The organism is Yersinia enterocolitica subsp. enterocolitica (assembly GCF_901472495.1).
Taxonomy (GTDB): domain Bacteria; phylum Pseudomonadota; class Gammaproteobacteria; order Enterobacterales; family Enterobacteriaceae; genus Yersinia; species Yersinia enterocolitica.
The window spans coordinates 2,114,903-2,140,766 of the sequence record NZ_LR590469.1 but is presented as its reverse complement, the minus strand read 5'-3'; the positions used below and the strand labels follow the sequence as shown (position 1 = coordinate 2,140,766).

The following is a 25,864-nucleotide window of genomic DNA, read 5'->3' as shown; positions in this document are numbered from 1 at the left end:
TAATTTGTAAATGCACATCATTCTTATAAGGGACTAGCGTGCCGTGTCAGTTCACAGAATATGAAAAAATCACATAATGAATATGAGGATAATTCCGTTGCCTTGGATGAAGTCTGAACAGGTCAAAGCCTTACGCAGTCTGGAGCCAATCGTTTGCGTAAAAACCTCAGTCAAGACCTATCTTAACGGGGGGGAAACAGTTTACACTGTGTCATAAAGCCCAAGAGGGCAGTCTACCAGGTCTATTTTGTTAGCTAAGTCAGGAGAGCCGGATGTTAAAGCGTGAAATGAACATTGCCGATTATGATGCAGATCTATGGCGTGCAATGGAGCAAGAAGTGGTGCGCCAGGAAGAGCACATCGAGCTGATTGCCTCTGAGAACTACACTAGCCCGCGCGTTATGCAGGCTCAGGGTTCTCAGTTGACCAACAAATATGCTGAAGGCTATCCGGGCAAGCGTTACTACGGTGGCTGTGAGTATGTCGATATTGTTGAGCAGTTGGCTATTGACCGCGCAAAAGAGTTGTTCGGCGCAGATTACGCCAACGTTCAGCCGCATTCCGGTTCTCAGGCGAACGTGGCGGTTTACTCCGCCTTGCTGCAACCGGGTGACACTGTTTTGGGGATGAACCTGGCGCACGGCGGCCATTTGACCCACGGCTCACCGGTTAACTTCTCTGGCAAACTGTACAATATCGTCCCTTACGGCATTGATGAGTCTGGCAAAATTGATTATGAAGATATGGCGCGTCAGGCCGAACGTTATAAACCGAAAATGATCATCGGCGGCTTCTCTGCTTATTCCGGTATTGTTGATTGGGCAAAAATGCGCGAAATCGCCGACAGCATTGGCGCATATTTCTTTGTCGATATGGCTCACGTCGCCGGTCTGGTGGCTGCTGGCGTTTATCCTAACCCAGTTCCACATGCACATATCGTAACCACTACCACGCACAAAACACTGGCTGGCCCACGCGGTGGCTTGATTTTGGCGAAAGGTGGTGATGAAGAGCTGTATAAAAAACTGAACTCTTCTGTGTTCCCAGCCAACCAAGGCGGCCCATTGATGCATGTTATCGCCGGTAAAGCGGTGGCATTGAAAGAAGCTATGGAGCCTGAGTTCAAAGTTTACCAACAACAAGTGGCTAAGAACGCCAAAGCTATGGTGGCGGTCTTCCTGGAACGCGGCTATAAAGTGGTTTCTGGCGGTACAGATAACCACTTGTTCTTGCTTGATTTGGTCGATAAAAACATCACCGGTAAAGATGCCGATGCTGCTTTGGGTCGTGCCAATATCACGGTAAATAAGAATAGCGTGCCTAACGATCCGAAAAGCCCGTTTGTCACTTCTGGTGTGCGTATTGGTAGCCCGGCGATTACTCGCCGTGGTTTCAAAGAAGAAGAATCGCGCGAGCTGGCTGGCTGGATGTGTGATGTGTTGGATAACATCACCGACGAAGCGACTATCGAGCGCATCAAACAGAAAGTATTGGCTATTTGTGCCCGTTTCCCGGTTTACGCATAATCTCAGCCAATTGATTTTTCTAATAAAAACCCGCGAAATGCGGGTTGAGTTTAATGATAAAGTGCCCGTAACGGTGAAAACAGGCAGATCGTAAAGACGCCGTAACCCCCTCCCTGGGGGCTCGAGCCGCGCCGTCCGTGGCGCGGACGCTTTACTCTTCTACCTGCCTTCACCTTGCAAGATCGAGTTATCGAGGTTTGTCAGCAGTCTGAACCCGCGAAATGCGGGTTTTTTGTCATTTACGTAACGTAAATGTGAAGCCAATCTCAAATTACATGTTTACCTAATGACAAAGTTGCTAGCATACGGGGCCTCTGTCACAGTGGCGGGCTGACCTCGGAGGGATTCATGGTATTGCAATCAACACGTTGGCTGTCGCTCAGCTATTTCACCTATTTCTTTTCTTATGGCATTTTCCTGCCTTTCTGGGGCATCTGGTTGCAAGGGGAAGGGATACCGCCTGAAACTATTGGGATTTTGCTGGGCGCTGGATTAATTTCCCGCTTTCTCGGCAGCTTGATTATTGCTCCCAGTGTTAAAGATCCCTCTTATCTGGTCACTGCCATCCGCATTCTGGCACTCCTGACATTAGCCTTTGCGGTTGGCTTTTGGTTTGGTCATGGCTGGGCCTGGCTGATGGTGATTATTGCCGGTTTTAACCTGTTTTTTGGCCCATTAGTACCACTTACCGATGCGCTGGCGGCGACCTGGCAAAAACAGATAACCATGGATTACGGCAAAGTCCGGCTGTGGGGATCGCTGGCGTTTGTGATTGGTTCTGCATTGACCGGTAAACTCGTCTCTGTTTGGGGCCATCCGGCGATTCTTTACAGCTTGCTGTTCGGCGTTTCAGCCATGTTACTGGGAGCATTGCTGAAACCGAGTGTCATGCCGCAGGGTGAGGTTAAGCATCGTAATGTAGCCGCGACCGACTGGAAAGTGTTGCTAGCTGAGCCGCAGGTGTGGCGCTTTTTACTGTGTGTGACTCTCTTGCAAGGCGCGCATGCCGGGTATTACAGTTTCAGTTCTATTTACTGGAAAGAGGCCGGTTATTCCGCCGCGACCATTGGCTATTTATGGTCGCTGGGGGTGGTGGCCGAAATTCTGGTATTCGCCTTCAGCAATATCCTTTTCCGCCGCTGGACTGCTCGCAGTCTGTTACTGCTTTCGGCCGTGAGCGGCATTATCCGCTGGAGCCTAATGGCCTCCACCACCGAGTTGTCGTGGCTTATTCTGATTCAAATCCTGCATTGTGGCTCATTTACTGTTTGCCATTTGGCGGCGATGCGCTTTATTGCGGCGCGCCGTGGAGCCGATGTTATCCGTTTACAATCGGTTTATTCGGCACTGGCGATGGGCGGGGGGAATTGCGGTGATGACGGTTATTTCGGGGTTCCTGTTCGAACATTATCAGGGTGGGGTGTTCTGGGTAATGGCATTAATCGTGATCCCAGCGTTATTTATTCGCCCTCGGGTGGTGGCAAACCCGGAAGATCTCGCCGGTTAGGGCAAATCCAACAGGTGACGTAACCGCTTGTTTTGTTGTTCAGTTATGGGCAATAACACCTGAATCAGTGGGGGAGACGATTCAGGTTGCCGCACAGCATAAGGCGTTAGCACCACCGCTGTACCGGAGGGCGCACCAGATTGGAGATACACATCATGGGGCAAGTACTTAATATGTAATGGCAAAAGCGTTAACTCACGAATTTGCTGCTCAACTTGTTGTTCTAATTCCGAATTATTACGTGTCAGTAGTAAAATCTGCTTTTCCTGTAATGCATTTTCTTGCATCAACCAGGCACCAAAACTAATGGCTATCAGAGCAACTTCGTCGGCAGAAAATTGAATCTGATACTCTTGCTCGAATACGACCAATGCCTGCTGGGTGGTGCGTAGCAGCCGGGGATATTGTCGGTTCACCTCTTCCAGTGATGAATTATCAATCCCGATATTGAAATAACAGCGTTCAATAGCAGGGGCGAGATGAGCAAACAGCTGGCTCATCAACAGCTCATTACTGCCCAGTGTCATTCCGGAAAGCTGTTGAAAACGCATGACTAATTGGTTAGTGGCCGTGATCAGACGTGAATCTTCCGCTGATTGGGTACTGTGATAACGGTGTGCCTTAATCATGGTTAACATCAAGATAAGTACGTCGCGTTCGATTTTATCGAGCGGGTTGCCCAGCAGTGGATTAAATGAATCAAATAGACTGTCAGCGGCCGCCAGTGCGGGCTTACGTGTCAACCATTGTTGCTGGGTGAGGGATAACTCTGGTGCAGCATGTTGCCGATTTTCCCAAGTACAATAGGCCAAATACAGTTGTAAGAACTGACGATCTTTTTCATTAAGTTGGCGGTTCAGAAAGGGTTCACACTGAGTGATGATTTGGGGTAAGGCCTCTGAAATCAGTATGTTATCCCAGGAGAGTGCATCATATAAACGGGGAGCGAAATAGTGCTCAACAAATTCAGGACAATAGCGTACACCCCGGCGTAGACAGTGGATTAAGCACAGCCTTTTGTCCAGCCGATTGCCCTGAATCAAGCAGCTATCATCGGCATTGGCACTCAGTTGCAAATGGTAGAAACGCTGGATTTCATTAGCAACCTCGGCTATATCTTGCCGGGTAGTTGGCTGCTCAACGCCGTTGAATTGGCTGATAGTGTCCAAGTGTACTGTGCTTGCGGGCATAAATAGCATCAGTAACATGTGGCAGCGGCGTTGTTGACCGGATAGTGGTTGACTGGATAACTGGGGCACAGAAGAAGTGTCCAAGTGCATATAACCTTCCGTGATGGATGTGTTGTTATTCATCAGTCTTAAGCATAGCAAAAGAGATTCTATCCGGTTTACTGAGGTCCGGAGCTTTTACATCGACTTACAACTTACATCACAGTTATTGCTGAATTTCCAAGGATTGATCCATGCAGGTTATGTTATGTTATAACAAATTAAGTGCATTTAAGCGACTCATAGCTCTACTGTTAGTGGGTAGCACTGTTATTTATAGCCAAATAGCGGAGGCACATCCGCACAGTTTCATCGATATGGATGCCACTTTTGTCAGTGAAAAACAGACATTAGTGGGAATTAAAATGGTCTGGACAATGGACGAAATCACCTCTGCAGACCTGCTATATGATGCAGAGAATGCCAAAAGTGATTCTGAAATTTGGAAGAAATTGGCAGCCGAAGTGATGGCTAATGTGTTGGGGCAGCACTATTTCACTGATATCTACCGTGATGGTAAGCCGGTGAAATATAAAAATTTACCGACAGAATATCATTTGTCGCGCAAAGGCCATCAGGCGGTTTTGGAATTCGTGTTACCTCTGGCTGAACCGCAACCCTTGGTCGGAAAGCCTTTTATTATCTCGACTTACGATCCGACCTATTTTGTGGATATGACCTATGCCGATAATAAGGCAGTCAGGCTGTCGGCTGAAATGGCAAAAAGTTGCAAATTAACTTTATTCACACCCAACCCCAATGCTTCCTTACAGGCTTATGCGTTGTCTTTGGATAAAAGTGATTCACCGGGAGAAGATATGGAACTTGGCAAACAATTCGCCCAACGGGTAACTGTGCAATGTCAGTAGGTCTCACCCCCATTGTGCGGCCAAGACATTGGCTAATTAATTTATGGCCGCTGTTGCTTTTCTTAGTGTTATTGGCCGGTGCCGCCCAACTTGCCTGGCTCTATTGGCCGGAACTGCTGTTCAAAACAGTAGTCTGGCAAAAAAGTATGCATCAGCAGATGGTCCAGTTACTGCAACAGGTCAAAGCCAATCCGCATCAAACTGGTCTGGCGTTGATGATGTTCAGCCTGATTTACGGCGTGCTTCATGCTGTGGGGCCGGGGCACGGTAAAGTGGTGATAGTGACTTATCTTGCAACCCATCCGGCGCAACTCAAAAACAGTCTGAAACTGACTTTTGCTGCATCGATATTGCAAGGTGGTGTCGCGATCATGCTGGTAACTGTGCTGCTGGGTGTGTTGCAACTCTCGTCGCGTTATTTGCATCAAAGTAGCTTCTGGTTGGAAAAAGGTAGTTTTCTGTTGGTGATCGCGCTCGGGATTTTGTTATGTTTTCGCGCAATAAAACGGCTTTACCATCAAGTAAAGCTATTGAAGCCGCAGAAAATCAGCATCCAGCGTATACTGCCGTTGAGTGCAGATCATATTCACAGTGAGAGTTGCGGCTGCGGGCATCGACATATGCCGAGTTCTCAAGAGCTGCAAGCGGGCAATGACTGGCGCACCCGTTTAGCGATTATTTTGGCGATGGGCATGCGGCCTTGCTCCGGCGCAATTATGGTGCTGCTATTTGCTAAAGTGATTGGGGTTTACTGGTGGGGCATTTTGTCGGCAATTGCTATGGCTATTGGCACATCATTGACTATTTCGTTGTTGGCGCTGCTTGTTCACTATGCGCGGCGTATGGCAGTGCATTTAAGTCGCAAACGAGCACCTGCGGCTTGGGGAGCAATAGCCTGGGCGACATTGGCCTTAACTGGCGGCCTCATTTTATTGTTTGCTGGTGCTCTGCTTTATCTTTCTAGCCAACCGGACTTTATCGGCGGAGTCAGGCCATTTGGCCGCTAAATGATGACTAGTCCTGATATAGGTTGACACTTTTCAGCCTTAAAACGCCTGATGAACTTCATCGGGCGTTTTGTATTTTAACGACAGATGCGGTCGCCGCGTGTTGTAGATTTCCACTGACTCCCTGACCATCTTTCTTGCCTGACCAATATCTTTCGGCTTAACCAGCAGATATTCCAGTTTTAATATCCCATTGACCCGCTCCGCCAGCGCATTCTGATAACAATCATATCCATCCGTCATCGAACAGATGACACCGTGACGTTGATGTAACGCCTGATATTCTGTTGAACAGTACTGGATACCCCGGTCTGAGTGATGTATCAGCGCAGATGCTGTGCGCCTGCTCACCAGCGCCATTTTGAGCGCAGCGGCTACATGGCGGGTGTGCAGACTTTCATGCACATGATATCCCACGATTTTTCTCGACCAGGCGTCAGTGACCAGACTCACATACGCCGTTCCTGTCCGCAGGGGAAGGTAAGTGATATCCGCGACCCATACCTGTTCCGGGCGGCTGGCAATAACCTGATTTGCTCCTGACTTCAATAAGTTAGGGTGACGGTAAAAGCGATGATGGCTGTTTGTCGTTTTATGATAGGCACGTTTAGGCATCACCAGTAACCGCGAGAAACGCAGTATCTGGAACAGGCGATCTCGGCCAACATGCAGCGCCGGTTCTGCTTGTTGTCGCAACAAGTAATGCAATTTACGCGTACCCAACCGGGGCTGTTGTAACCGGATGGCCGTCACTTGCTCAACGATGCGCTGTGCCTGTTTTTCTCTTCCGCGTTCACGCTGCAAAGACTGATACCACGCCTGTCGGCTAATCCCCATGAACCAGCAAGCGCGCGTTACTGTGAGTCCCGGCGTTTGCGCTTGCGTGATAACGTGGCCAACTGCTTTTTTGTCAGTGTGGCTCCGAACTCCGTATTCATGACCTTCACAACCGCTTCAAAAAACTGCGCTTTGACTTCTGATTCAGCAAGTTGCTGTTCGAGTTCTTTGATTCGCTGTTCGGGAGTAAGAGGCATTTTGGGCATGTTAATTCCGTACATTCTTGCAGGAGAGGGAGAAAGCCAGTCGAGTTGACCGAACTTGCGTAGCCACGTCAGGACGGTAGAACGGCCTTGAATACCGTAGCGGTCTTGCGCCTGGCGGTATGTCATTTCACCTTTTTCGACCTGTTCGACAACGGCCAATTTAAAGGATAGAGGATAATCGCGTTGCGTACGTTTAACATATTGGTTCATCACATTTTCCTCAGTGTACGAGTTAAATGTGTCAACGCTATTTAGGACGGGTCATGAGCAATAAAAAAGCCAGTCAGTGTTAGCCGACTGGCTTTTTTGTATCAAACCGTCATTCATATATACTCTAAATAATTCGAGTTGCAGGAAGGCAGCAAGAGAGAAAATCCCGATGAGCTTACATCAGTAAGTGATTCGGGTTATTGAACGCAGCCAACGCACATGCAGCTTGAAGTATGACGAGTATAGAATTAACGCTTTAAGGCATCACTCACTTCGGCCTGAACTATGGACTGAAGAATGCCTTTCACAACGCGCGGATTACCGGCCACGATATTGCCAGAGCTGAAGTGATTATGACCACCGGCAAAGTCAGTTACCACACCACCTGACTCACGAACTAACAGTTCGCCGCCAGCAAAATCCCACGGCTTCAAGCCAATTTCAAAGAAACCGTCAACACGGCCGGCGGCAACATAGGCCAAATCCAGTGCCGCAGAACCGGTGCGGCGAAAATCTGCGCACTGTTCAAACAGCTTGCCAACAATACGGATATACGCCGGAGCATGTTGTTTAACTTTGAATGGGAAACCAGTTGCCAGAATGGTGCCGTCTAAATCTTTGGCATTGGTGCCACGCAGGCGATAACCATTTAATTGAGCGCCTTGACCACGAGTAGCTGTAAATAATTCGTTACGCATTGGGTCATAAACTACGGCAACTTCGGTACGGCCTTTGATGCGTACGGCGATAGAAACAGCGAAATGAGGAAGACGTTTGATGAAGTTGGTAGTGCCATCCAGTGGATCAATAACCCATTGTACATCATAATCTTCGCCGACCAACTCACCGCATTCTTCACCAATAATGGTGTGTTTTGGGTAAGATTTACGGATAACGTCAACAATCATAGACTCGGCATCGCGGTCAACGTTGGTAACAAAATCGTTACTGCCTTTTTGGCTCGCTTCGACGGAGTCAGGCGTTTCATAATGTTTGGCAATCAGGTTACCGGCCTTACGCGCAGCGCGTATGGCGATAGTCAGCATTGGATGCATGGGTATCTTCCACTAGGATGTTAAAGAACGAGAAACGGCGCATAGTATAGCAGGGGTTCGGATAAATGCCTATGTCTGTGTTAAGATATGCCGATTCCCCGTTATCCTCAGAGTTTGTATGTTACACAATATTCGTATCGTTTTGGTTGAGACCTCACACACCGGCAATATGGGTTCGACAGCCAGGGGCATGAAAACAATGGGATTAACCAATTTGTATCTGGTCAATCCTTTAGTCAATCCGGATTCTCAGGCCATCGCACTATCCGCCGGCGCCAGCGATGTGATTGGCAATGCCACCATCGTTGATACCTTGGATGAAGCGCTGGCGGGATGCAGCCTGGTGGTGGGTACCAGTGCACGTTCTCGCACCTTGCCTTGGCCAATGCTAGAGCCGCGTGAATGTGGTGTGCGCAGCGCACGCGAAGCCGAACATGCGCCGGTTGCGCTGGTGTTTGGTCGTGAGCGGGTGGGGCTAACAAATGATGAGCTGCAAAAGTGCCATTATCATGTGGCAATCCCAGCTAACCCGGAATACAGTTCGCTGAATCTGGCTATGGCGGTACAAATTTTAGCGTATGAAGTGCGCGTGGCCTTCCTCGATCGCCAACAGGCTGCCGCACCAATAGTAGAAGAAGAGGAAGCTCCTTATCCATTAGTGGATGATCTGGAGCGTTTCTATCTGCATTTGGAGCAGGTTTTATCTCATACCGGCTTTATTCGCCAGGCCCATCCGGGGCAGATTATGAGTAAATTGCGCCGTCTGTTTACCCGTGCGCGCCCGGAAGCTCAGGAGCTGAATATCCTGCGCGGGATGCTGACATCTATTGAGAAACAAGATAAATATCCACAACGTGGGGCAGATGGCAGCGAGCATAACGGTAAAAATTAATGCTTTATATCAATTGGTTATTATAAAAACTAACCCAAATTATTAGAAATGGAATAGTTAAATAATACTTGAGTGATTTACTAGGTTAAATAGTTGACTAAAACACTCAAGAATGTCAGAATTCTGGCTTGTTTTCACCAACAGGTAACTTTAGCTATGAGACTGACTTCCAAAGGCCGTTATGCCGTGACCGCCATGCTTGATGTGGCATTACATTCCCAGGACGGGCCAGTTCCTCTGGCAGATATTTCTGAACGTCAGGGGATCTCATTATCCTATCTGGAACAGCTTTTTTCACGGTTACGCAAAAATGGCTTAGTGGCCAGCGTTCGTGGTCCAGGTGGTGGTTACCTGCTGGGTAAAGATGCATCAGCAATCGCGGTAGGTGCTGTTATTACCGCCGTTGACGAATCTGTTGATGCGACTCGTTGTCAGGGTAAAGAAGGGTGTCAGGGGGGCGATCGTTGCTTGACTCATACCTTGTGGCGTGATTTGAGTGAGCGCATCAGCAGCTTCCTCAACAACATCACATTGGCAGAATTGGTGAATAACCAAGATATTCTTGAGGTTGCGGATCGTCAGAATAACGATACGCGCCGTACGGCTAATGGCCGACCGCAAGAGACGATCAACGTCAATCTGCGCGCATAAAGCAGAGTCTGCGGAATTTTACGTTTTGGAAGTGATGTACGGAGCATAAGAGCAATGACCGAATCAAAAATAAAGACACCGATCTATCTGGACTATGCAGCAACGACCCCGGTAGATCCTCGTGTCGCTGAAAAAATGATGCAGTATCTGACTCTGGACGGCATTTTTGGTAACCCTGCCTCTCGTTCCCATAAGTTCGGCTGGCAAGCAGAAGAAGCTGTTGATATTGCACGTAATGATATTGCTGCATTGGTAGGTGCTGACCCTCGCGAAATAGTCTTCACCTCCGGTGCAACTGAGTCTGATAACCTCGCTATTAAAGGTGCCGCTAACTTCTATCAGAAGAAAGGCAAGCACATCATCACCTGTAAGACCGAACATAAAGCGGTGTTGGATACTTGTCGCCAGTTGGAGCGTGAAGGCTTCGAAGTGACTTATTTGGCACCGCAGTCTAACGGAATTATCGACCTGAAACAGCTTGAAGCTGCGATGCGTGAAGACACCATCTTGGTTTCTATCATGCATGTGAATAATGAAATCGGTGTGGTGCAAGATATCGCGGAAATCGGCGAAATGTGCCGCAGTCGCGGGATCATTTTCCATGTTGATGCTACGCAAAGCGTCGGTAAATTACCGATTGATCTGAGCAAACTGAAAGTCGATTTGATGTCCTTCTCTGCCCATAAAGTTTATGGCCCGATGGGCATTGGAGCGCTGTTTGTTCGCCGTAAACCTCGTATTCGTATCGAAGCCCAGCAGCATGGCGGCGGTCATGAGCGCGGTATGCGTTCGGGCACTTTACCAGTGCATCAGATTGCGGGTATGGGTAAAGCTTACCGCATCGCCAAAGAAGAGATGGAAAGCGAAGCTGCCCGTCTGCGTTCACTGCGTCTGCGCTTGTGGAACGGTATTAAAGATATCGAAGAAGTTTACCTGAATGGCGATTTAGAGAATGGTGCACCTGGCATTCTTAACGTCAGCTTCAACTATGTTGAAGGTGAATCGCTTATCATGGCATTGAAAGATCTGGCAGTTTCATCGGGTTCAGCCTGTACTTCCGCGAGTCTGGAACCTTCTTACGTGTTGCGCGCGTTGGGGATGAACGACGAACTGGCTCACAGTTCAATCCGTTTCTCTCTCGGGCGTTTCACCACTGAAGAAGAGATCGACTACGCCATTGCGCTGGTACGTAAATCCATTGGCCGCTTGCGTGATTTGTCTCCGTTATGGGAGATGTTTAAGCAGGGCGTGGATATCAGCAGCATTGAATGGTCTCACCATTAATTCCAGACTTTAAGACTCAGGAGTAATCACATGGCTTACAGCGAAAAAGTAATCGATCACTACGAAAACCCACGCAACGTTGGGTCATTCGATAATGCAGATCCTACCATTGGTAGCGGCATGGTTGGCGCACCCGCTTGTGGTGATGTCATGAAGTTGCAGATCAAAGTTAACGAAGCTGGCATCATTGAAGATGCGCGTTTCAAGACTTATGGCTGCGGCTCTGCTATTGCTTCCAGTTCTCTGGTAACTGAATGGATGAAAGGCAAGTCTCTCGATCAGGCTGAAGCGATCAAAAATACTCAGATCGCGGAAGAACTGGAGTTACCGCCAGTCAAAATTCACTGCTCAATTTTGGCAGAAGATGCCATCAAAGCAGCTATCGCCGACTACAAAAGCAAACATACTGCCAAGTAGTTGTAATATAGATACCCTAAGTAATTCGAGTTACAGGAAGACGGCTAACGCACCTGTAGCTCGAAGTATGATGGGTATAAGTTATTAGAGTTGAGGAAGGTCTATGTCGATATCAATCAGCGACAGTGCTGCACAGCGGGTCAGCGCCTTTTTAAATAACCGTGGTAAGGGCTTGGGTCTGCGCTTAGGCGTTCGGACGTCGGGCTGCTCCGGTATGGCGTATATCCTGGAATTTGTTGATGAAATGAACGATGACGACATCGTTTTTGAAGACAAAGGCGTGAAAGTGATCATCGACGGCAAAAGCATGGTCTATCTTGACGGCACCGAATTGGATTTCGTCAAAGAAGGTCTGAACGAAGGCTTTAAGTTCAACAATCCAAACGTCTCCAGTGAGTGCGGATGTGGTGAAAGCTTTAACGTCTGACCCCTGTTTTGTCCCTACCTCAGGCACTTGTGCTTCATACAGCTCTCATACGTTATAAGAGGGCTGTATAACTTTCAGCTAAGCCATCACATATTCTTGAGCATGCTATGGATTACTTCACACTATTTGGGCTGCCGCCTCAGTACCTGATTGACGGTAGCCGACTCACGACCCGCTATCAGGAATTGCAGCGCCAATTCCACCCTGACCGTTTTGCCAATCAGCCTGAACGCGAGCGTTTGGCCTCATTACAGCAAGCCGCGACCATCAATGACGCCTACCAAACCCTCAAGCATCCGTTAAAACGGGCTGAGTATATGCTATCTTTGCAGGGTTTTGATCTAGGCAATGAACAACATACACTGCGTGATACCGCTTTTCTGATGGAACAATTAGAGTTGCGGGAAGAGCTTGATGCTATCGAACGCAGCCCGGATGCTGAAATACAACTCGCTACATTCAGTAGCCGCCTGGCTTTGATGACAAAAACGCGCAGCCAACTGATGGTTGAGCAATTGGGTAGGCAACAGTGGGAACAAGCCGCTGATACGGTTCGAAAATTACGTTTTCTGGATAAATTACAGCAACAGGTTGAACAGCTCGAAGAGCGGCTGTTTGATGATTTATCTTGATAGTTTAGTGAAGTGAAAAGTTGTATCTAATTGATAAAAATAAATAAAGATCAATTTATTGATGACTGCAATGCCCAGCTAGTTCTTATTAGGGCGCGTCACTAACGTTTTTATATGCTCTAAATAATTCGAGTTGCAGGAAGGCGGCAAGTGAAAGACAAATCGGTCGGGAACCGATTTGAACAGCATTTATGCTAGCCCGCAGGGTGAGCCTCAAGGATGAGGCTCATTAGTCCCGATGAGTTGACGTGTGTCAATGATTCGGGTGCGAGAACGCAGCCAACGCATGTGCAGCTTGAAGTATGACGAGTATAGATTGATGGAAGCTCAACATGGCCTTATTACAAATTAGTGAGCCTGGTTTAACTGCGGCACCACACCAACGTCGGTTGGCCGCAGGGATAGATTTAGGTACCACAAATTCATTGGTAGCCACTGTGCGCAGTGGTAAAGCGCAAACTCTGGCAGATGAACAACTGCGGGATCTTTTGCCGTCGGTGGTTCACTATCAACAAAATAACATTGATGTCGGCTGGAATGCGCGCGATTTAGCGGCATTGGATCCGGTCAATACTATTAGTTCAGTCAAACGCATGATGGGCCGTTCTTTGGCCGATATCGTGCAGCGCTACCCTAATCTGCCTTACCAGTTTCAGCCGAGTGAAAATGGCTTGCCGATGATCCAGACTGCCAGCGGGTTAGTTAACCCGGTGCAAGTGTCTGCGGATATCCTAAAAGCATTGGCACAGCGGGCGCGGGCTGCATTGGAAGGTGAACTTGACGGTGTAGTAATTACCGTTCCGGCTTACTTTGATGATGCTCAGCGTCAGGGAACCAAAGATGCAGCCCGCTTAGCGGGGTTGCATGTGTTGCGTTTGCTTAATGAGCCGACCGCAGCGGCTATCGCCTATGGTCTGGATTCAGGCCAGGAAGGGGTGATTGCTGTTTACGACTTAGGCGGCGGAACATTTGATATCTCTATCTTGCGCTTAAGCCGTGGCGTGTTTGAAGTGTTGGCAACTGGCGGTGATTCTGCGCTGGGTGGCGATGACTTCGACCACTTATTAGCTGATTGGCTGCGCGAGCAAGCTGGTATTGATTCCCGTGATGATCATGGTGTCCAGCGGCAATTACTTGATGCGGCGATCGCAGCCAAAATTACGTTGAGTGATGCCGAGGTTGCTGATGTCTCGGTCGCTGGTTGGCAAGGGCAAATCACCCGTGAGCAATTTGAATCGCTGATTGTTTCATTAGTTAAGCGCACATTAATGGCTTGTCGTCGTGCGTTAAAAGATGCTGGCGTGACGGCTGACGAAGTGTTGGAAGTGGTGATGGTAGGCGGTTCGACCCGCGTGCCGTTGGTGCGTGAGCAGGTGGGGCAATTCTTTGGCCGCACGCCACTGACCTCAATTGATCCCGATAAAGTGGTCGCTATTGGCGCGGCGATCCAAGCAGACATTCTGGTGGGGAATAAACCTGACAGTGATATGTTGCTGCTGGATGTTATCCCGCTGTCATTAGGGCTGGAAACTATGGGCGGTTTAGTGGAAAAAGTGATTCCACGCAATACCACCATTCCGGTCGCCCGCGCGCAAGAGTTCACCACCTTTAAAGATGGTCAGAGTGCGATGACTATCCACGTGCTACAAGGTGAACGCGAGTTGGTACAGGATTGTCGTTCTCTGGCCCGCTTTGCCTTACGTGGTTTGCCGCCGCTGCCAGCGGGAGGGGCGCATATTCGTGTGACTTTCCAGGTTGATGCGGATGGGTTATTGAGTGTCACGGCGATGGAGAAATCCACCGGCGTGGAGGCATCGATTCAGGTGAAGCCTTCCTATGGGCTATCCGATGATGAAATTGCCAATATGATTAAAGATTCAATGGCGAATGCGCAAAGTGATATCGGCGCGCGTAAGCTGGCGGAACAACAAGTCGAAGCCTCTCGTGTGCTGGAAAGTTTACAAGGCGCATTGGCAGAAGATGCAGCATTACTCAGTGAGCAAGAAAGTACTGCTATCGCTCAGGCGATGGCGGCATTACAGCAGCAGATGCAGGGCACTGACCCACACGCAATCGAAGCTGCGATAAAAGCGTTAGATGCACAAACGCAAGATTTTGCCGCGCGCCGAATGGATGCTTCTATTCGCCGTGCTTTGGCTGGCCATTCAGTGGATGAGGTTTAATCATGCCCAAAATAGTATTTCTGCCCCATAAAGACCTTTGCCCAGATGGTGCAGTACTGGAAGCAACTCAAGGTGAAACCATATTAGATGTCGCCTTGCGTAATGGAATCGACATCGAGCATGCCTGTGAGAAATCCTGTGCTTGTACCACTTGCCACTGTGTGGTGCGGGAAGGTTTTGATTCTCTGCCAGAAAGCAGTGAACTGGAAGATGACATGCTGGATAAAGCCTGGGGGCTGGAGCCAGAAAGTCGCCTGAGTTGTCAGGCCAGAGTGACGGATGAAGATCTGGTGGTTGAGATCCCGCGTTATACCATTAACCATGCGCGAGAGCATTAATCATACTCGTTATACTTCAAGCTGCATGTGCGTTGGCTGCGTTCTCGCACCCGAATCATTGACACACGTCAACTCATCGGGACTAATGAGCCTCATCCTTGAGGCTCACCCTGCGGGCTAGCATAAATGCTGTTCAAATCGGTTCCCGACCGATTTGTCTCTCAATTGCCGCCTTCCTGCAACTCGAATTATTTAGAGTATATACACGAGGACATGATATGAGTTTAACCTGGCAAGATACCCGCGAAATTGGCGAAGCGCTGTATGATCAGTTTCCGGATACTGATCCGAAAACAGTGCGTTTCACCGATATGCACCAATGGATCTGCGACTTAGAAGATTTCGATGATGATCCGCAGGGATCAAATGAAAAAGTGCTGGAAGCGATCCTTCTGGTCTGGTTAGATGAGTTTGAATAAATACCTGAGGGTCGCACGAGCGGCCCTTTTTTCTACCCGATTTGATATCTTATACCCAAAGTCATTGGCGTTGCAGGTAGGCAGCCAGAAAACGAACCCCGATGAGCTTACTTAAGTAAGTGATTCGGGTGAGTGCGCGCAGCTAACCCCCCTGTAGCGTCAAGAACGAAGGGTATACAGTAAAAAATAATAATGACGAGGTAGTCTATGACAGAAACAATGCAAGTATCCCTATCAAATAACCCAGCTGACGCCCGTTGGGGTGAGAAAGCTTTACTCAGCACCGATGCTGAGGGGATAACGATTCATCTGACCGGTAATGGTAAATTAGGTGCGATTCAACGTGCCGCCCGTAAAATCGACGGGCAGGGCATCAAACACGTAAAATTGGCCGGGGACGGCTGGGGTTTGGAACAAAGCTGGGCATTCTGGCAGGGGTTCCGTGGGCCAAAAGGCCAGCGCAGCGTGGAGTGGGCAGAACTGCCAGAGAACGAAAAAACCGAGCTGGAGCAGCGGCTGAAAATTATTGACTGGGTGCGCGATACTATTAATGCACCAGCAGAAGATTTGGGGCCAGAGCAACTGGCTAAAAACGCGATCGATTTACTGTGTTCAGTATCATGCGATGCTGTTAGTTACCGTATTACCAAAGGCGAAGATCTGCGTGAGCAGGGTTATGCCGGGATTTACACTGTCGGTCGTGGTTCTGATCGCGCGCCGGTGTTGTTGGCGTTGGACTATAACCCAACCGGCAATCCCGATGCGCCAGTGATGGCGTGCCTGGTCGGTAAAGGTATTACTTTTGATTCAGGCGGTTATAGCCTGAAACAGAGTGCCTTTATGGATTCGATGAAATCCGATATGGGTGGTGCGGCGACAGTTACCGGTGCATTGGCACTGGCTGCGGCTCGTGGTTTGAAAGAGCGCGTGAAACTGTATTTGTGTTGCGCAGATAATATGGTGAGCGGTAATGCCTTTAAGCTGGGTGATATCATTCGCTATCGTAATGGCAAGACGGTTGAAATCATGAATACCGATGCCGAAGGGCGCTTGGTATTAGCCGATGGCCTGATTGATGCGTCGGAACAGAATGCACCGCTGATTATTGATGCTGCTACCTTAACCGGCGCGGCGAAAACTGCCTTGGGTAATGATTACCATGCTCTGTTTAGCTTTGATGATCAACTGGCGCAACAGTTGTTAAGCAGTGCCAAAAGTGAGCACGAACCTTTCTGGCGTTTGCCGCTGGCAGAATTCCATCGCAGCCAGTTACCGTCTAATTTTGCTGAATTGAATAATGTCGCGGGGGCAGCCTACAGTGCCGGTGCCAGCACAGCTGCTGCGTTCTTGTCGCATTTCGTGAAAGAGTATCAGCAAGGCTGGTTGCACATTGACTGCTCTGCCACTTACCGTAAAGGCGCGGTTGAGCAATGGTCGGCCGGTGCTACAGGTCTGGGAGTTCGTACTATTGCTAACTTACTGTTGGCGAAAGCAAAACAGTAAGTTAGGTGAATTAAGGGGCTAGCACACCTACGGGCACTCCGGCGGCTCATGCCGCTACGACCCGAACGGTGCGCTTCCCCTTTGTTTGGCTTTGTAAGCTACCAATGGGGCGCATTTACGTCCCTTTGTTCGATCTGCTTGACGTTTTTCGGAGTACAAGATGAGTTTGCCACAACCCCCTGCAGCTGATAGCCACGTAAGTCACCATCATGATGAAGACCAAAATCTGGAGTCTTTGCTGAAACTGGCGGCGACGGAATCAATTCATCGCACCGCCTTTTTCCGTGCATTGTTAGATGCGACAGTTTTAGTGCTGGTGGACGATTCAGAGCAGCGCAGTGAAGACGGCGAAATGACATTCACTGCGGGCAATGGGGTGAATATTCTGCATTGGGAAAAGCAGGATGGTGAATCGGTCATTCCATTCTTTACCTCGGTAGAGGTGTTACAGCAGGCGCTGGATATCGCCGAAGATCAACCGATTGGCAGTGAAAAACTGTCTATTAATGCCCCAAAACAGCCTTTCATCGCGATGCCAGTGCGGGTGTTATTTGAAATGACACAGGGCGCGCATTTGTTTTTGAATCCTAAATCAGAGCACGGTAAAGAGTTTTGGCCGCAAGAAGTGGCAATGTTATTGGAAAACGGCGGTTTAGCTCAACCGGCGGAAATGGTAGTGGATAAAGAGAGTCAAATTCTACTGGGCCAACCGGAAGAGTACCCGTCGGCAATGGTGGATGCTTTGATTCAACTGTTCAGCCAACGCAAACCGGTGCGGCGTGCATTTCTGGCGCTGATGCATGATAAGAGTGTCGATGAGAAACCTAACTTATTGGTTGGGCTGGAAGTCGATGGCTCCATTGACGAAATTGACCAACTGATTCAAGAGGCCGGTAATGTGGCCAGTGACCATGCACCTGATGATGGCCCGGTCGATTTTTGTGTGGTGAATGAGAACGAACGGGGAGTCAGTCATTATCTGATGACACATACCCAGGCATTTTACCAGCGCAGATGGGGCAGTTGGCTGAGAAATGCGATTCCTGCAAGTAGTCATTAATTATTAGTCATTAATCATTAGTCACGGGGCAAGATATGAACCACAACGGATTGCAGCGGTTAATGTCGAAAATAAAAGGGTGTCAAACCGCCCTGTTGGTCAGTATCTTATTGTTATTGGCGGGCTGCGATGATGGGAGCAAAAATAAGGATGTAGCAGCACCATCAGCCCCAGTGGCTACACAGATAAGTGAATCGGCAGCTAAAGCACCGGCCAGCAAAATAAACGATGCAAACAAATTGATAGAGTTGGCGCAACAGCATGTAGGCCAACAGCTCACTTTACTGGATGCCTCTGAGCTACAACTCGAGGGGGCCAGTGCCATGGTGCTGACTTTCTCGCAGCCATTGGATCCCAAGCAAGACTTCTCCTCACGGGTTCATTTGGTTGATACCGTCAGTGGAAAAATAGACGGAGCCTGGGAGCTGTCAGACAACCTGATGGAGCTGCGGTTACGCCATCTTAAACCTGAGCGTAAATTACTGCTGACTGTCGACAGCACCTTGCAAGGGATTGGTGGCTCTGAGCTGGGTAATCAACAGCAGCAGCAAATCACCACCCGCGATATCAAACCAAGTGTTGGCTTTGCCAGTAAAGGCTCTTTGTTACCGGGTAAATTGGCCCAAGGCTTGCCAGTGATGGCGCTCAATGTTGATAGTGTTGATGTTAATTTTTTCCGCATTAAGCAAAGCAGCCTGGCTAATTTCCTCGCCAGCTGGCAGTACCGCAGTGCGCTATCGAACTGGGAATCGGACGAATTATTAAAAATGGCTGATCTGGTTTATACCGGCCGTTTTGATCTTAATCCCGCCGCTAATACTCGCGAAAAGTTGTTACTGCCATTAGCTGATATCAAGCCGCTGCAAGAGTCCGGCGTCTATCTGGCGGTGATGCAACAAGCCGGGAGTTACAATTATACCAATGCCGCCACCTTATTTACCCTGAGCGATATTGGCGTTTCGTTGCACAGCTACCATGACAGAATGGATGTCTTTACCCAAGCATTGGCGGGTGGGGCAGCTCTGAAAGGGGTATCGCTACAATTGCTGGATGAAAAAGGCCAGGTACTGGAGCAGGCTGAAACTGACAGTCAGGGCCATGCGCAATTGGAAAAGAATGCCAAAGCCAAATTGCTATTGGCTGCGCAAAATGGGCAGACCAGCCTGATTGATCTCAATGCTCCGGCGCTGGATCTGGCTGAGTTTGATATCGCTGGCCCAGAAGGTTTCCAGAAGCAGTTTTTTGTTTTCGGCCCGCGCGACTTGTATCGCCCCGGAGAAACCTTAATTGTCAACGGGTTGCTGCGCGATGCCGATGGTAAACCACTGACCACCCAGCCGGTTAAAGTGGATATTCTCAAGCCGGATAATCAAGTGGTGCGCAGCTTTGTCTGGCAGCCGCAAGACGGTTTGTATCAATACCAATACGCGATTGCCGAAAGTGGCCCGACCGGCGAATGGTCATTGCGCATGAATTTGGGCGACAATCAGCCGCGCCTGTACAAATTTAAAGTGGAAGACTTCCTGCCAGAACGGATGGCACTTGAGATTGCCAGTCGTAAAGAGCCGATTGCCACCGACAGCGAAGCCAGCTTTGCCATCACTGGTCGCTATCTCTACGGCGCTCCGGCCTCCGGTAACCGATTGCAAGGGCAATTATTCCTGCGCCCACTGCGCGAAGCGGTTGCCTCATTACCTGGTTTTGAATTCGGTTCGATTATCGAAGAAAACCTTTCACGTACCTTGGATGAGTTTGATACCACACTCAACAGCGACGGCCAAACTGACGTTGAAGTTGATAACAGCTGGCAGAATGCGCAATCACCACTGAAGCTGATTTTACAGGCCAGTTTGCTGGAGTCCGGCGGGCGGCCAGTCACGCGGCGCGCTGAGCAAGCTTTGTGGCCAGCTGATGCGCTGGTCGGTATTCGCCCGCTATTCAACAAGCAGCAAGTTTATGATTACCGCAGTGACAGCTATAAATCACAAGCCATGGTCGATCAGGACACCAGCGCTGATTTCGAAATTGTTTATGCTAATGCTGACGGTAAAAAACTGGCGGCGAAGGGTTTGAAAGTGAAGTTGGTGCGTGAGCGCCGTGATTACTATTGGCAGTGGTCAGAAAGTGATGGTTGGCAGTCATTGTATGATAAAAAAGATCTGACACTGGCCGAGCAGTCAGTGAATGTTCCCGCCAACGGCAGCGCCAAAGTCAGCTTCCCGGTGGAGTGGGGGGGCTTATCGTATTGAGGTGAGTAATCCAGATAATGAATTAGTCAGTAGCTCTCGTTTCTGGGCCGGTTACAGTTGGCAGGATAATACTGCGGGCAGTGGTGCTGTGCGGCCAGACCAAGTCAAACTGACACTGGATAAACCGGCTTACCGCCCTGGCGAAAAAGTAAAACTGCACATTGAAGCACCGGCTGCCGGTAATGGCTATCTGCTGGTGGAATCCAGTGATGGCCCATTGTGGTGGCAGGAAGTGACTATTCCAGCTGGCGGCGCTGAGGTTGAAGTGCCGATTAACAAAGAATGGAATCGCCATGATTTATATCTCAGTGCGACAGTGATTCGCCCTGGTGATAAGTCACAGCAGGCGACACCAAAACGCGCCATTGGTTTGCTGCATCTGCCGCTGGTGGATGAAACCCGCAAATTAGCTCTGGAGCTGGAATCACCTGAGCGTATCCGTCCGAATCAGACTTTAACCGTCAAAGTGAAAGCTAGCCGCAGTGGTGCGCCGTTACCTGAAAAAGTGCAAGTGTTGCTGTCCGCCGTTGACAGCGGAATTCTTAATATTACTGATTACGCCACGCCCGATCCCTATGACGCCTTCTTGGGTCGCAAGCGCTACAGTGCCGACCAATATGATGTTTACGGGCAATTAATTGAAGGGCAGGGGCGTCTGGCGAGCCTGCGCTTTGGCGGGGATGGTGCTGAAGAAGATGCACTCTCCCGTGGTGGTAAAAAACCGATAACTGAAGTCACTATTGTGGCGCAACAGGCCCAACCGGTGACCTTAAACGCACAGGGTGAGGGCACTATTGAGCTGGCTATTCCGGACTTTAACGGCGAACTACGCCTGATGGCACAAGCCTGGAGTGATGAAGATTTCGGTAAAGCTGAATCTAAAGTGGTGGTCGCGGCACCGCTAATTGCCCAACTTGCTACCCCGCGTTTTCTGGCGGGAGGAGACAGCACCCAACTGGCATTGGATTTGAGTAATCTATCCGGCCAGCCGCAAACGCTGTCACTTAACTGGGCTGCCAGTGATTTACTGGCACTGAATGGCGCGTCAACTCAAACTCTTTCGCTGGCAAATGGCGAGCGCAAAACCGTGCTGATCCCGGTACGGGCATTGAATGGTTTTGGCCAGGGTGATATCGGCCTGACTATTACCGGTATGGTTTTACCGAATGAGAAACTGCCCAATTATCAGCATCATTGGAAAATAGGCGTGCGGCCAGCATACCCAGCCCAGACGCGCCATTTCGCCAATGTGTTGCATAGCGGTGACAGCTGGAGCCTGCCAGCGGAGGCCACCAAAGGGCTGACTCCTGAAACTCTGCAAGGGCAACTGCTGATAACCAGCCGGCCACCGCTGAATTTAGCGCGCTACATCACTGAATTATATGCCTATCCTTATGGCTGTCTGGAGCAGACAGTGAGCGGGTTGTATCCGTCGTTGTACAGCAATCATGCTCAACTGACGGCACTCGGTATTAAGGCCGATAGTGACGAGAAACGGCGTAAAAGCATTGATGTCGGTATCGAGCATTTGCTCAGCATGCAGCGCTATAACGGCGGTTTTGGTTTGTGGAGCAATGATAGCCCGGAAGAATTCTGGCTGACGGCGTACGCCACTGACTTCCTCTATCGCGCCAGCCAGCAGGGGTATAGTGTGCCGGTGGCTGCGCTCACAGCGGCGAATAATCGTTTGCAGCGCTATTTGCAAGATCCGAGTCAAATTGAAATTCGTTACAGCGAACAGACCAAACACACGCGCTTTGCGGTGCAAGCTTACGCGGGCTTGGTATTGGCACAACAGCAGCAAGCTTCATTGGGGGCTTTGCGCCAATTATCTACCCGCAGCAATGATGCGCGTTCCGGCCTGCCGTTGGTGCAACTGGGCGTTGCACTGAAATTAATGGGGGACATGCCGCGGGCCAAAGAAGCCATTACCCAAGGGCTGAATACCACCCGCAGTGATAAAGACTATTGGCTGGAGGATTACGGCAGTTCACTGCGCGATGATGCGCTGATTTTGGCACTGCTGACTGACAATAACTTGCTGGCGCAAGATCGTGATACGCGCCTATTGGCACTGTCTGATGGGTTAACCAGCCGCAACTACCTGTCAACGCAGGAGAGCAATGCGGTATTCCTCGCGGGCCGTACATTGATGAGTGGGGCAGAAACGCCGTGGCAAGTAGCGATTGCACCGCAAGTTGAACCAATTGAGCAGGCCGAGACACTGACGCAAAGTGCGGCATTGAATCAAAACTGGTCAGCACAACAATTGGCGGGCGGGATGCAATTACAAAACCGCGGCGACGTTGCATTGTACAGCCGCATGAATGTGGTGGGGTATCCACAGCAAACGCCAGCGCCATACAGCAACAATTTACATATCACCCGCAGTTATATTGGGCTTGATGGTCAGCCGCTGCGCTTATCCCAATTGAAGAGTGGCGAGTTAGTTCTGGTGCATTTAGATGTTTGGGCTGATCAGCGGGTACCCGATGCGCTGGTGGTCGATTTGCTGCCAGCCGGTTTGGAGCTGGAAAACCAGAACTTGGGCGACAGCAGCGCCAGCTTGGGGGAGAGTGCCAGCAGCGTGACCGAGTTGATGCAGGATATGCAGCAGTCAGATATCAAGCATCAGGAGTTCCGTGATGACCGCTATGTTGCCGCCGTCAATGTTGATGCTTACCGCCATACTACATTGTTATATCTGGCGCGCGCAGTGACGCCGGGGGTCTATCAGGTGCCTGCGCCGCAAGTGGAGTCGATGTATGTTCCGGATTGGCGAGCGCTGGGCAGCACGGTGCCGCAGCTTGAAATAGTTAAGTAAACACTTACTCCCCTTTTGCGGCGGTCAGCAAAGGGGGAGCCAGTTACCTTTGATGCTAAAAATGTGCTTTTCCCGTCATCGCCGTAAGATCTGGGTGCTGGCGCTTATGGTGGTGCTGTTTCCGGCTATCTTGTGGCTGGCGGATAAGCGCTGGCCGCTGCCACTGACTGAAGTGCAGGTGGCGCGGGTAGTGGTCGCCGAGGATGGGACACCGTTATGGCGTTTTGCCGATGCTGACGGGGTTTGGCGTTATCCGGTGACGCTGAAAGAGGTTTCCCCTTATTACCTGCAAGCGCTGCTGACCTTTGAAGACCGCTGGTTCTATTCTCATCCCGGAGTGAATCCATTGGCACTGGCCCGCGCCGCCTGGCAGGATTTGCGCGCAGGTAAGATTCTGTCTGGTGGTAGTACACTTTCGATGCAAGTTGCCCGCCTGATTGACCCACATCCCCGCACGTTAGCCGGTAAATTGCGCCAGGTGTGGCGAACGGCTCAGCTGGAATGGCACTTTTCTAAAGATCAAATCCTCGAAATCTATCTTAATCGCGCCCCTTTCGGTGGTACGTTGCAAGGCATTGGCGCGGCCAGTTGGACATATCTGGGTAAACCCCCTTCACAATTAACGCCGGCAGAAGCCGCGCTATTGGCCGCGTTGCCCCAGGCACCGAGCCGCTTGCGCCCAGATCGCTACCCGTTGCGAGCTAAAGCCGCGCGCGATAAAGTGTTAAGTCGGCTGGCCGATTATCAGGTATGGTCGGCTGAGCAGGTGGCTGATATCAAACAAGAAGATATCTGGCTGGCACCGCGTCAGGTGCCGCAATTAGCGCCATTATTGGCCCGACGCTTAACCCGTGGTAATCAACGGGAAGTGATTCAAACTACGGTGGATGCCGGTTTACAGCGGCAATTAGAAGATATGACCGCAGGTTGGCGTCACCAACTCCCAGAGAAAACCTCATTGGGATTGCTGGTGGTCGACCATACCAATATGAAAGTGCGTGCTTACCTCGGTTCGGTTGATTTTCAAGATGACCGCCGCTTCGGGCATGTAGATATGGTTAGCGCCTGGCGCTCGCCGGGGTCCACACTCAAACCATTTCTGTATGCTATGGCCTTAGATGATGGCCTAATTCATGCAGAATCACTGCTGCAAGACGTGCCGCGCCAGTTTGGCGATTATCGACCCGGTAACTTTGATACCGGTTTCCACGGCCCGGTCAGTGCCAGCGAGGCTTTGGTGCGCTCTTTAAATCTGCCAGCGGTACAATTACTCGAAGCTTATGGCCCGAAGCGTTTTACCGCTAATTTACGTAATGGCGGTTTGAACTTACGTTTCCCGCTGCACAGTGAACCCAGTTTGGCGGTGATCCTCGGCGGTACAGGTTCACGGCTGGATCAATTAGTCGCAGCCTACAGTGCTTTTGCGCGGGGCGGCATGGCGGCAACGTTGCGCTTCGAGTCACAACAGCAGATACAGGAACGGCGTTTGTTTTCCGCCGGCGCGGCATGGATTACCCGGCGAATCATGGCGGGGGAAGCCCGACCATTACCGGACGATATTTTGCCCGCCACGGTGCCATTGGCATGGAAAACCGGCACCAGCTATGGTTACCGTGATGCGTGGGCGATTGGCATTAATGCGCGCTATACCATTGGCGTGTGGGTCGGTCGGCCAGATGGTACCCCGGTCGCTGGACAGTTTGGTTATGCCACTGCCATCCCTATCCTCAATCAAGTCAATAACTTACTGATGACGAGCTTACAGCAAAATGGTCGTCAATTACCTCTTGATCCAAAACCGTCGTCTGTCAGTCGCGAAGAGATTTGCTGGCCGGGTGGTCAACCTTTGGCGGCCGGAGACACTAATTGCCGCCAACGTCGACAAAGCTGGGTTCTGGATGGCACTTTGCCGCCCACCCTGGCAGCACCGGGTCAGGAAAATTCACAAGGCGGCCAGTTCACTATTTGGTTGAATCCACAAGGCCAGCGAGTCGCTGCTGATTGCCAGGGCGCTATGCCGGTCGCATTAGCATTGTGGCCCTTGCCACTTGAACCCTGGCTACCGATGACAGAGCGCCGAAATCATCGATTGCCTGCGGCCAGCAGTGAGTGCTCACCTCAAGGTGGAATAGATGCAGCACCGCTGTTGATTCTGGGAATACGCGATGGGGCAGTGCTTAAGCGCTTACCGGGCCAAAATAGTCTGGATCTGCGCCTGACGGCTCAGGGGGGGCTGGGCCAACATTGGTGGTTCCTTGACGGGGAACAAGTTGCCGTCACTGAGCATGACCAATCATGGGTGCAAACCTTATCAGTGCCCGGTCGCCATCAGCTTAATGTATTAGATGAAAGCGGGCAGGTGGCTAATCTATTATTTCGTGTAGAATAAATATTTTAAATTAATTACTGATAACCTATAGCTTACTTTTATATTTCATCATTAATTAATGTTTTTGTGATAAATAAAATAATTTCAAAGTTTTTATTTGTTAGATAAATTAGCACCGCATGGGTACTCCATATCGTTATTTGTGGTAGG

At 50.0% G+C, this 25,864-nt stretch carries 18 protein-coding genes and 2 pseudogenes; 17 read left to right on the top strand and 3 right to left on the bottom strand.

The annotated features are described in order from the left end of the window. Positions 1–272: 272 nt before the first annotated feature. Both glyA and FGL26_RS10090 read left to right on the top strand, forming a co-directional pair. On the top strand, positions 273–1,526 hold the full coding sequence (gene glyA, locus FGL26_RS10095; RefSeq protein WP_005172669.1) for a serine hydroxymethyltransferase: 1,254 nt from the start codon (positions 273–275) through the stop codon (positions 1,524–1,526). A 348-nt stretch (positions 1,527–1,874) separates the two neighbouring features. Further along, positions 1,875–3,033, top strand: a pseudogene (locus tag FGL26_RS10090) (3-phenylpropionate MFS transporter). Here the strand turns inward: FGL26_RS10090 and csiE are convergent. Further along, complete coding sequence (csiE, locus tag FGL26_RS10085) at positions 3,030–4,313, bottom strand: stationary phase inducible protein CsiE (RefSeq protein WP_005172663.1); 1,284 nt, start codon at positions 4,311–4,313, stop codon at positions 3,030–3,032. The pseudogene FGL26_RS10090 and the gene csiE sit on opposite strands and share 4 nt — an antisense overlap. 152 nt (positions 4,314–4,465) lie before the next feature. Between csiE and FGL26_RS10080 the strand changes: the two genes are divergently transcribed. Then, the gene (locus FGL26_RS10080; protein WP_371836842.1) at positions 4,466–5,131 is read left to right on the top strand and encodes a DUF1007 family protein; all 666 of its coding nucleotides are present in this window, start codon (positions 4,466–4,468) and stop codon (positions 5,129–5,131) included. Continuing rightward, the gene (locus FGL26_RS10075) at positions 5,122–6,138 is read left to right on the top strand and encodes a nickel/cobalt transporter (RefSeq protein WP_005172656.1); all 1,017 of its coding nucleotides are present in this window, start codon (positions 5,122–5,124) and stop codon (positions 6,136–6,138) included. Before FGL26_RS10080 ends, FGL26_RS10075 begins: the two co-directional genes overlap by 10 nt. A gap of 39 nt (positions 6,139–6,177) precedes the next feature. Here FGL26_RS10075 and FGL26_RS10070 read toward each other — a convergent pair. Further along, positions 6,178–7,391 (bottom strand): IS3 family transposase gene (locus FGL26_RS10070; protein WP_102990447.1). Its coding sequence is split into 2 segments (ribosomal slippage): positions 6,178–7,049 and positions 7,049–7,391, totalling 1,215 coding nucleotides; the frame shifts between segments, so codons are not numbered across the junction. 248 nt (positions 7,392–7,639) lie between these two features. Next, positions 7,640–8,446: an inositol-1-monophosphatase gene (suhB, locus tag FGL26_RS10065; RefSeq protein ID WP_005172639.1), complete on the bottom strand. Its 807-nt coding sequence runs from the start codon at positions 8,444–8,446 to the stop codon at positions 7,640–7,642. A gap of 118 nt (positions 8,447–8,564) precedes the next feature. On the opposite strand from suhB, the gene trmJ reads away from it, so the two are divergent. The 13 genes and pseudogenes from trmJ to pbpC all read left to right on the top strand — a co-directional run bounded on the left by trmJ (position 8,565) and on the right by pbpC (position 25,714). Further along, the gene (gene trmJ / locus FGL26_RS10060; protein ID WP_032912801.1) at positions 8,565–9,338 is read left to right on the top strand and encodes a tRNA (cytosine(32)/uridine(32)-2'-O)-methyltransferase TrmJ; all 774 of its coding nucleotides are present in this window, start codon (positions 8,565–8,567) and stop codon (positions 9,336–9,338) included. 156 nt (positions 9,339–9,494) lie between these two features. After that, positions 9,495–9,989 (top strand): Fe-S cluster assembly transcriptional regulator IscR, encoded by a 495-nt coding sequence (gene iscR, locus FGL26_RS10055; protein ID WP_004707916.1) that lies wholly within the window; start codon positions 9,495–9,497, stop codon positions 9,987–9,989. 69 nt (positions 9,990–10,058) lie between these two features. Beyond that, on the top strand, positions 10,059–11,273 hold the full coding sequence (locus FGL26_RS10050; protein ID WP_032902958.1) for an IscS subfamily cysteine desulfurase: 1,215 nt from the start codon (positions 10,059–10,061) through the stop codon (positions 11,271–11,273). Between the two features lie 30 nt (positions 11,274–11,303). Further along, entirely contained in the window at positions 11,304–11,690 is a 387-nt protein-coding gene (gene iscU / locus FGL26_RS10045) for a Fe-S cluster assembly scaffold IscU (RefSeq protein ID WP_005159510.1), read from the top strand. A gap of 103 nt (positions 11,691–11,793) precedes the next feature. Further along, positions 11,794–12,117, top strand: coding sequence for an iron-sulfur cluster assembly protein IscA (gene iscA / locus FGL26_RS10040; RefSeq protein WP_004702422.1), 324 nt, complete (start codon positions 11,794–11,796; stop codon positions 12,115–12,117). Between the two features lie 107 nt (positions 12,118–12,224). Next, positions 12,225–12,749 carry a co-chaperone HscB gene (gene hscB, locus FGL26_RS10035; RefSeq protein WP_005172628.1) on the top strand — a complete coding sequence of 175 codons (525 nt, stop codon included), beginning with the start codon at positions 12,225–12,227 and terminating at the stop codon, positions 12,747–12,749. Between the two features lie 332 nt (positions 12,750–13,081). Beyond that, entirely contained in the window at positions 13,082–14,932 is a 1,851-nt protein-coding gene (gene hscA, locus FGL26_RS10030) for a Fe-S protein assembly chaperone HscA (RefSeq protein ID WP_005172623.1), read from the top strand. A 2-nt stretch (positions 14,933–14,934) separates the two neighbouring features. Further along, entirely contained in the window at positions 14,935–15,270 is a 336-nt protein-coding gene (fdx, locus tag FGL26_RS10025; RefSeq protein ID WP_004713939.1) for an ISC system 2Fe-2S type ferredoxin, read from the top strand. A 218-nt stretch (positions 15,271–15,488) separates the two neighbouring features. After that, positions 15,489–15,689 (top strand): Fe-S cluster assembly protein IscX, encoded by a 201-nt coding sequence (iscX, locus tag FGL26_RS10020; protein ID WP_004702435.1) that lies wholly within the window; start codon positions 15,489–15,491, stop codon positions 15,687–15,689. A 207-nt stretch (positions 15,690–15,896) separates the two neighbouring features. After that, positions 15,897–17,192: an aminopeptidase PepB gene (gene pepB, locus FGL26_RS10015; protein WP_005172614.1), complete on the top strand. Its 1,296-nt coding sequence runs from the start codon at positions 15,897–15,899 to the stop codon at positions 17,190–17,192. A gap of 160 nt (positions 17,193–17,352) precedes the next feature. Next, the gene (gene sseB, locus FGL26_RS10010; RefSeq protein ID WP_005172611.1) at positions 17,353–18,252 is read left to right on the top strand and encodes an enhanced serine sensitivity protein SseB; all 900 of its coding nucleotides are present in this window, start codon (positions 17,353–17,355) and stop codon (positions 18,250–18,252) included. 35 nt (positions 18,253–18,287) lie between these two features. Further along, positions 18,288–23,325, top strand: a pseudogene (locus FGL26_RS10005) (alpha-2-macroglobulin family protein). Between the two features lie 52 nt (positions 23,326–23,377). Then, a complete protein-coding gene (pbpC, locus tag FGL26_RS10000) occupies positions 23,378–25,714 on the top strand; it encodes a peptidoglycan glycosyltransferase PbpC (protein WP_170219575.1) in 2,337 nt (778 codons plus the stop codon). The last annotated feature ends 150 nt before the right edge of the window (positions 25,715–25,864 follow it).

Bases quoted from the DNA above. Each gene is read 5' to 3' on its own strand.
- glyA (WP_005172669.1), top strand. From the start codon at position 273: ATGTTAAAGCGTGAAATGAACATTGCCGATTATGATGCAGATCTATGG.
- csiE (WP_005172663.1), bottom strand. From the start codon at position 4,313: ATGCACTTGGACACTTCTTCTGTGCCCCAGTTATCCAGTCAACCACTA.
- FGL26_RS10080 (WP_371836842.1), top strand. From the start codon at position 4,466: ATGTTATGTTATAACAAATTAAGTGCATTTAAGCGACTCATAGCTCTA.
- FGL26_RS10075 (WP_005172656.1), top strand. From the start codon at position 5,122: ATGTCAGTAGGTCTCACCCCCATTGTGCGGCCAAGACATTGGCTAATT.
- suhB (WP_005172639.1), bottom strand. From the start codon at position 8,446: ATGCATCCAATGCTGACTATCGCCATACGCGCTGCGCGTAAGGCCGGT.
- trmJ (WP_032912801.1), top strand. From the start codon at position 8,565: ATGTTACACAATATTCGTATCGTTTTGGTTGAGACCTCACACACCGGC.
- iscR (WP_004707916.1), top strand. From the start codon at position 9,495: ATGAGACTGACTTCCAAAGGCCGTTATGCCGTGACCGCCATGCTTGAT.
- iscU (WP_005159510.1), top strand. From the start codon at position 11,304: ATGGCTTACAGCGAAAAAGTAATCGATCACTACGAAAACCCACGCAAC.
- iscA (WP_004702422.1), top strand. From the start codon at position 11,794: ATGTCGATATCAATCAGCGACAGTGCTGCACAGCGGGTCAGCGCCTTT.
- hscB (WP_005172628.1), top strand. From the start codon at position 12,225: ATGGATTACTTCACACTATTTGGGCTGCCGCCTCAGTACCTGATTGAC.
- hscA (WP_005172623.1), top strand. From the start codon at position 13,082: ATGGCCTTATTACAAATTAGTGAGCCTGGTTTAACTGCGGCACCACAC.
- fdx (WP_004713939.1), top strand. From the start codon at position 14,935: ATGCCCAAAATAGTATTTCTGCCCCATAAAGACCTTTGCCCAGATGGT.
- iscX (WP_004702435.1), top strand. From the start codon at position 15,489: ATGAGTTTAACCTGGCAAGATACCCGCGAAATTGGCGAAGCGCTGTAT.
- pepB (WP_005172614.1), top strand. From the start codon at position 15,897: ATGACAGAAACAATGCAAGTATCCCTATCAAATAACCCAGCTGACGCC.
- sseB (WP_005172611.1), top strand. From the start codon at position 17,353: ATGAGTTTGCCACAACCCCCTGCAGCTGATAGCCACGTAAGTCACCAT.
- pbpC (WP_170219575.1), top strand. From the start codon at position 23,378: ATGCTAAAAATGTGCTTTTCCCGTCATCGCCGTAAGATCTGGGTGCTG.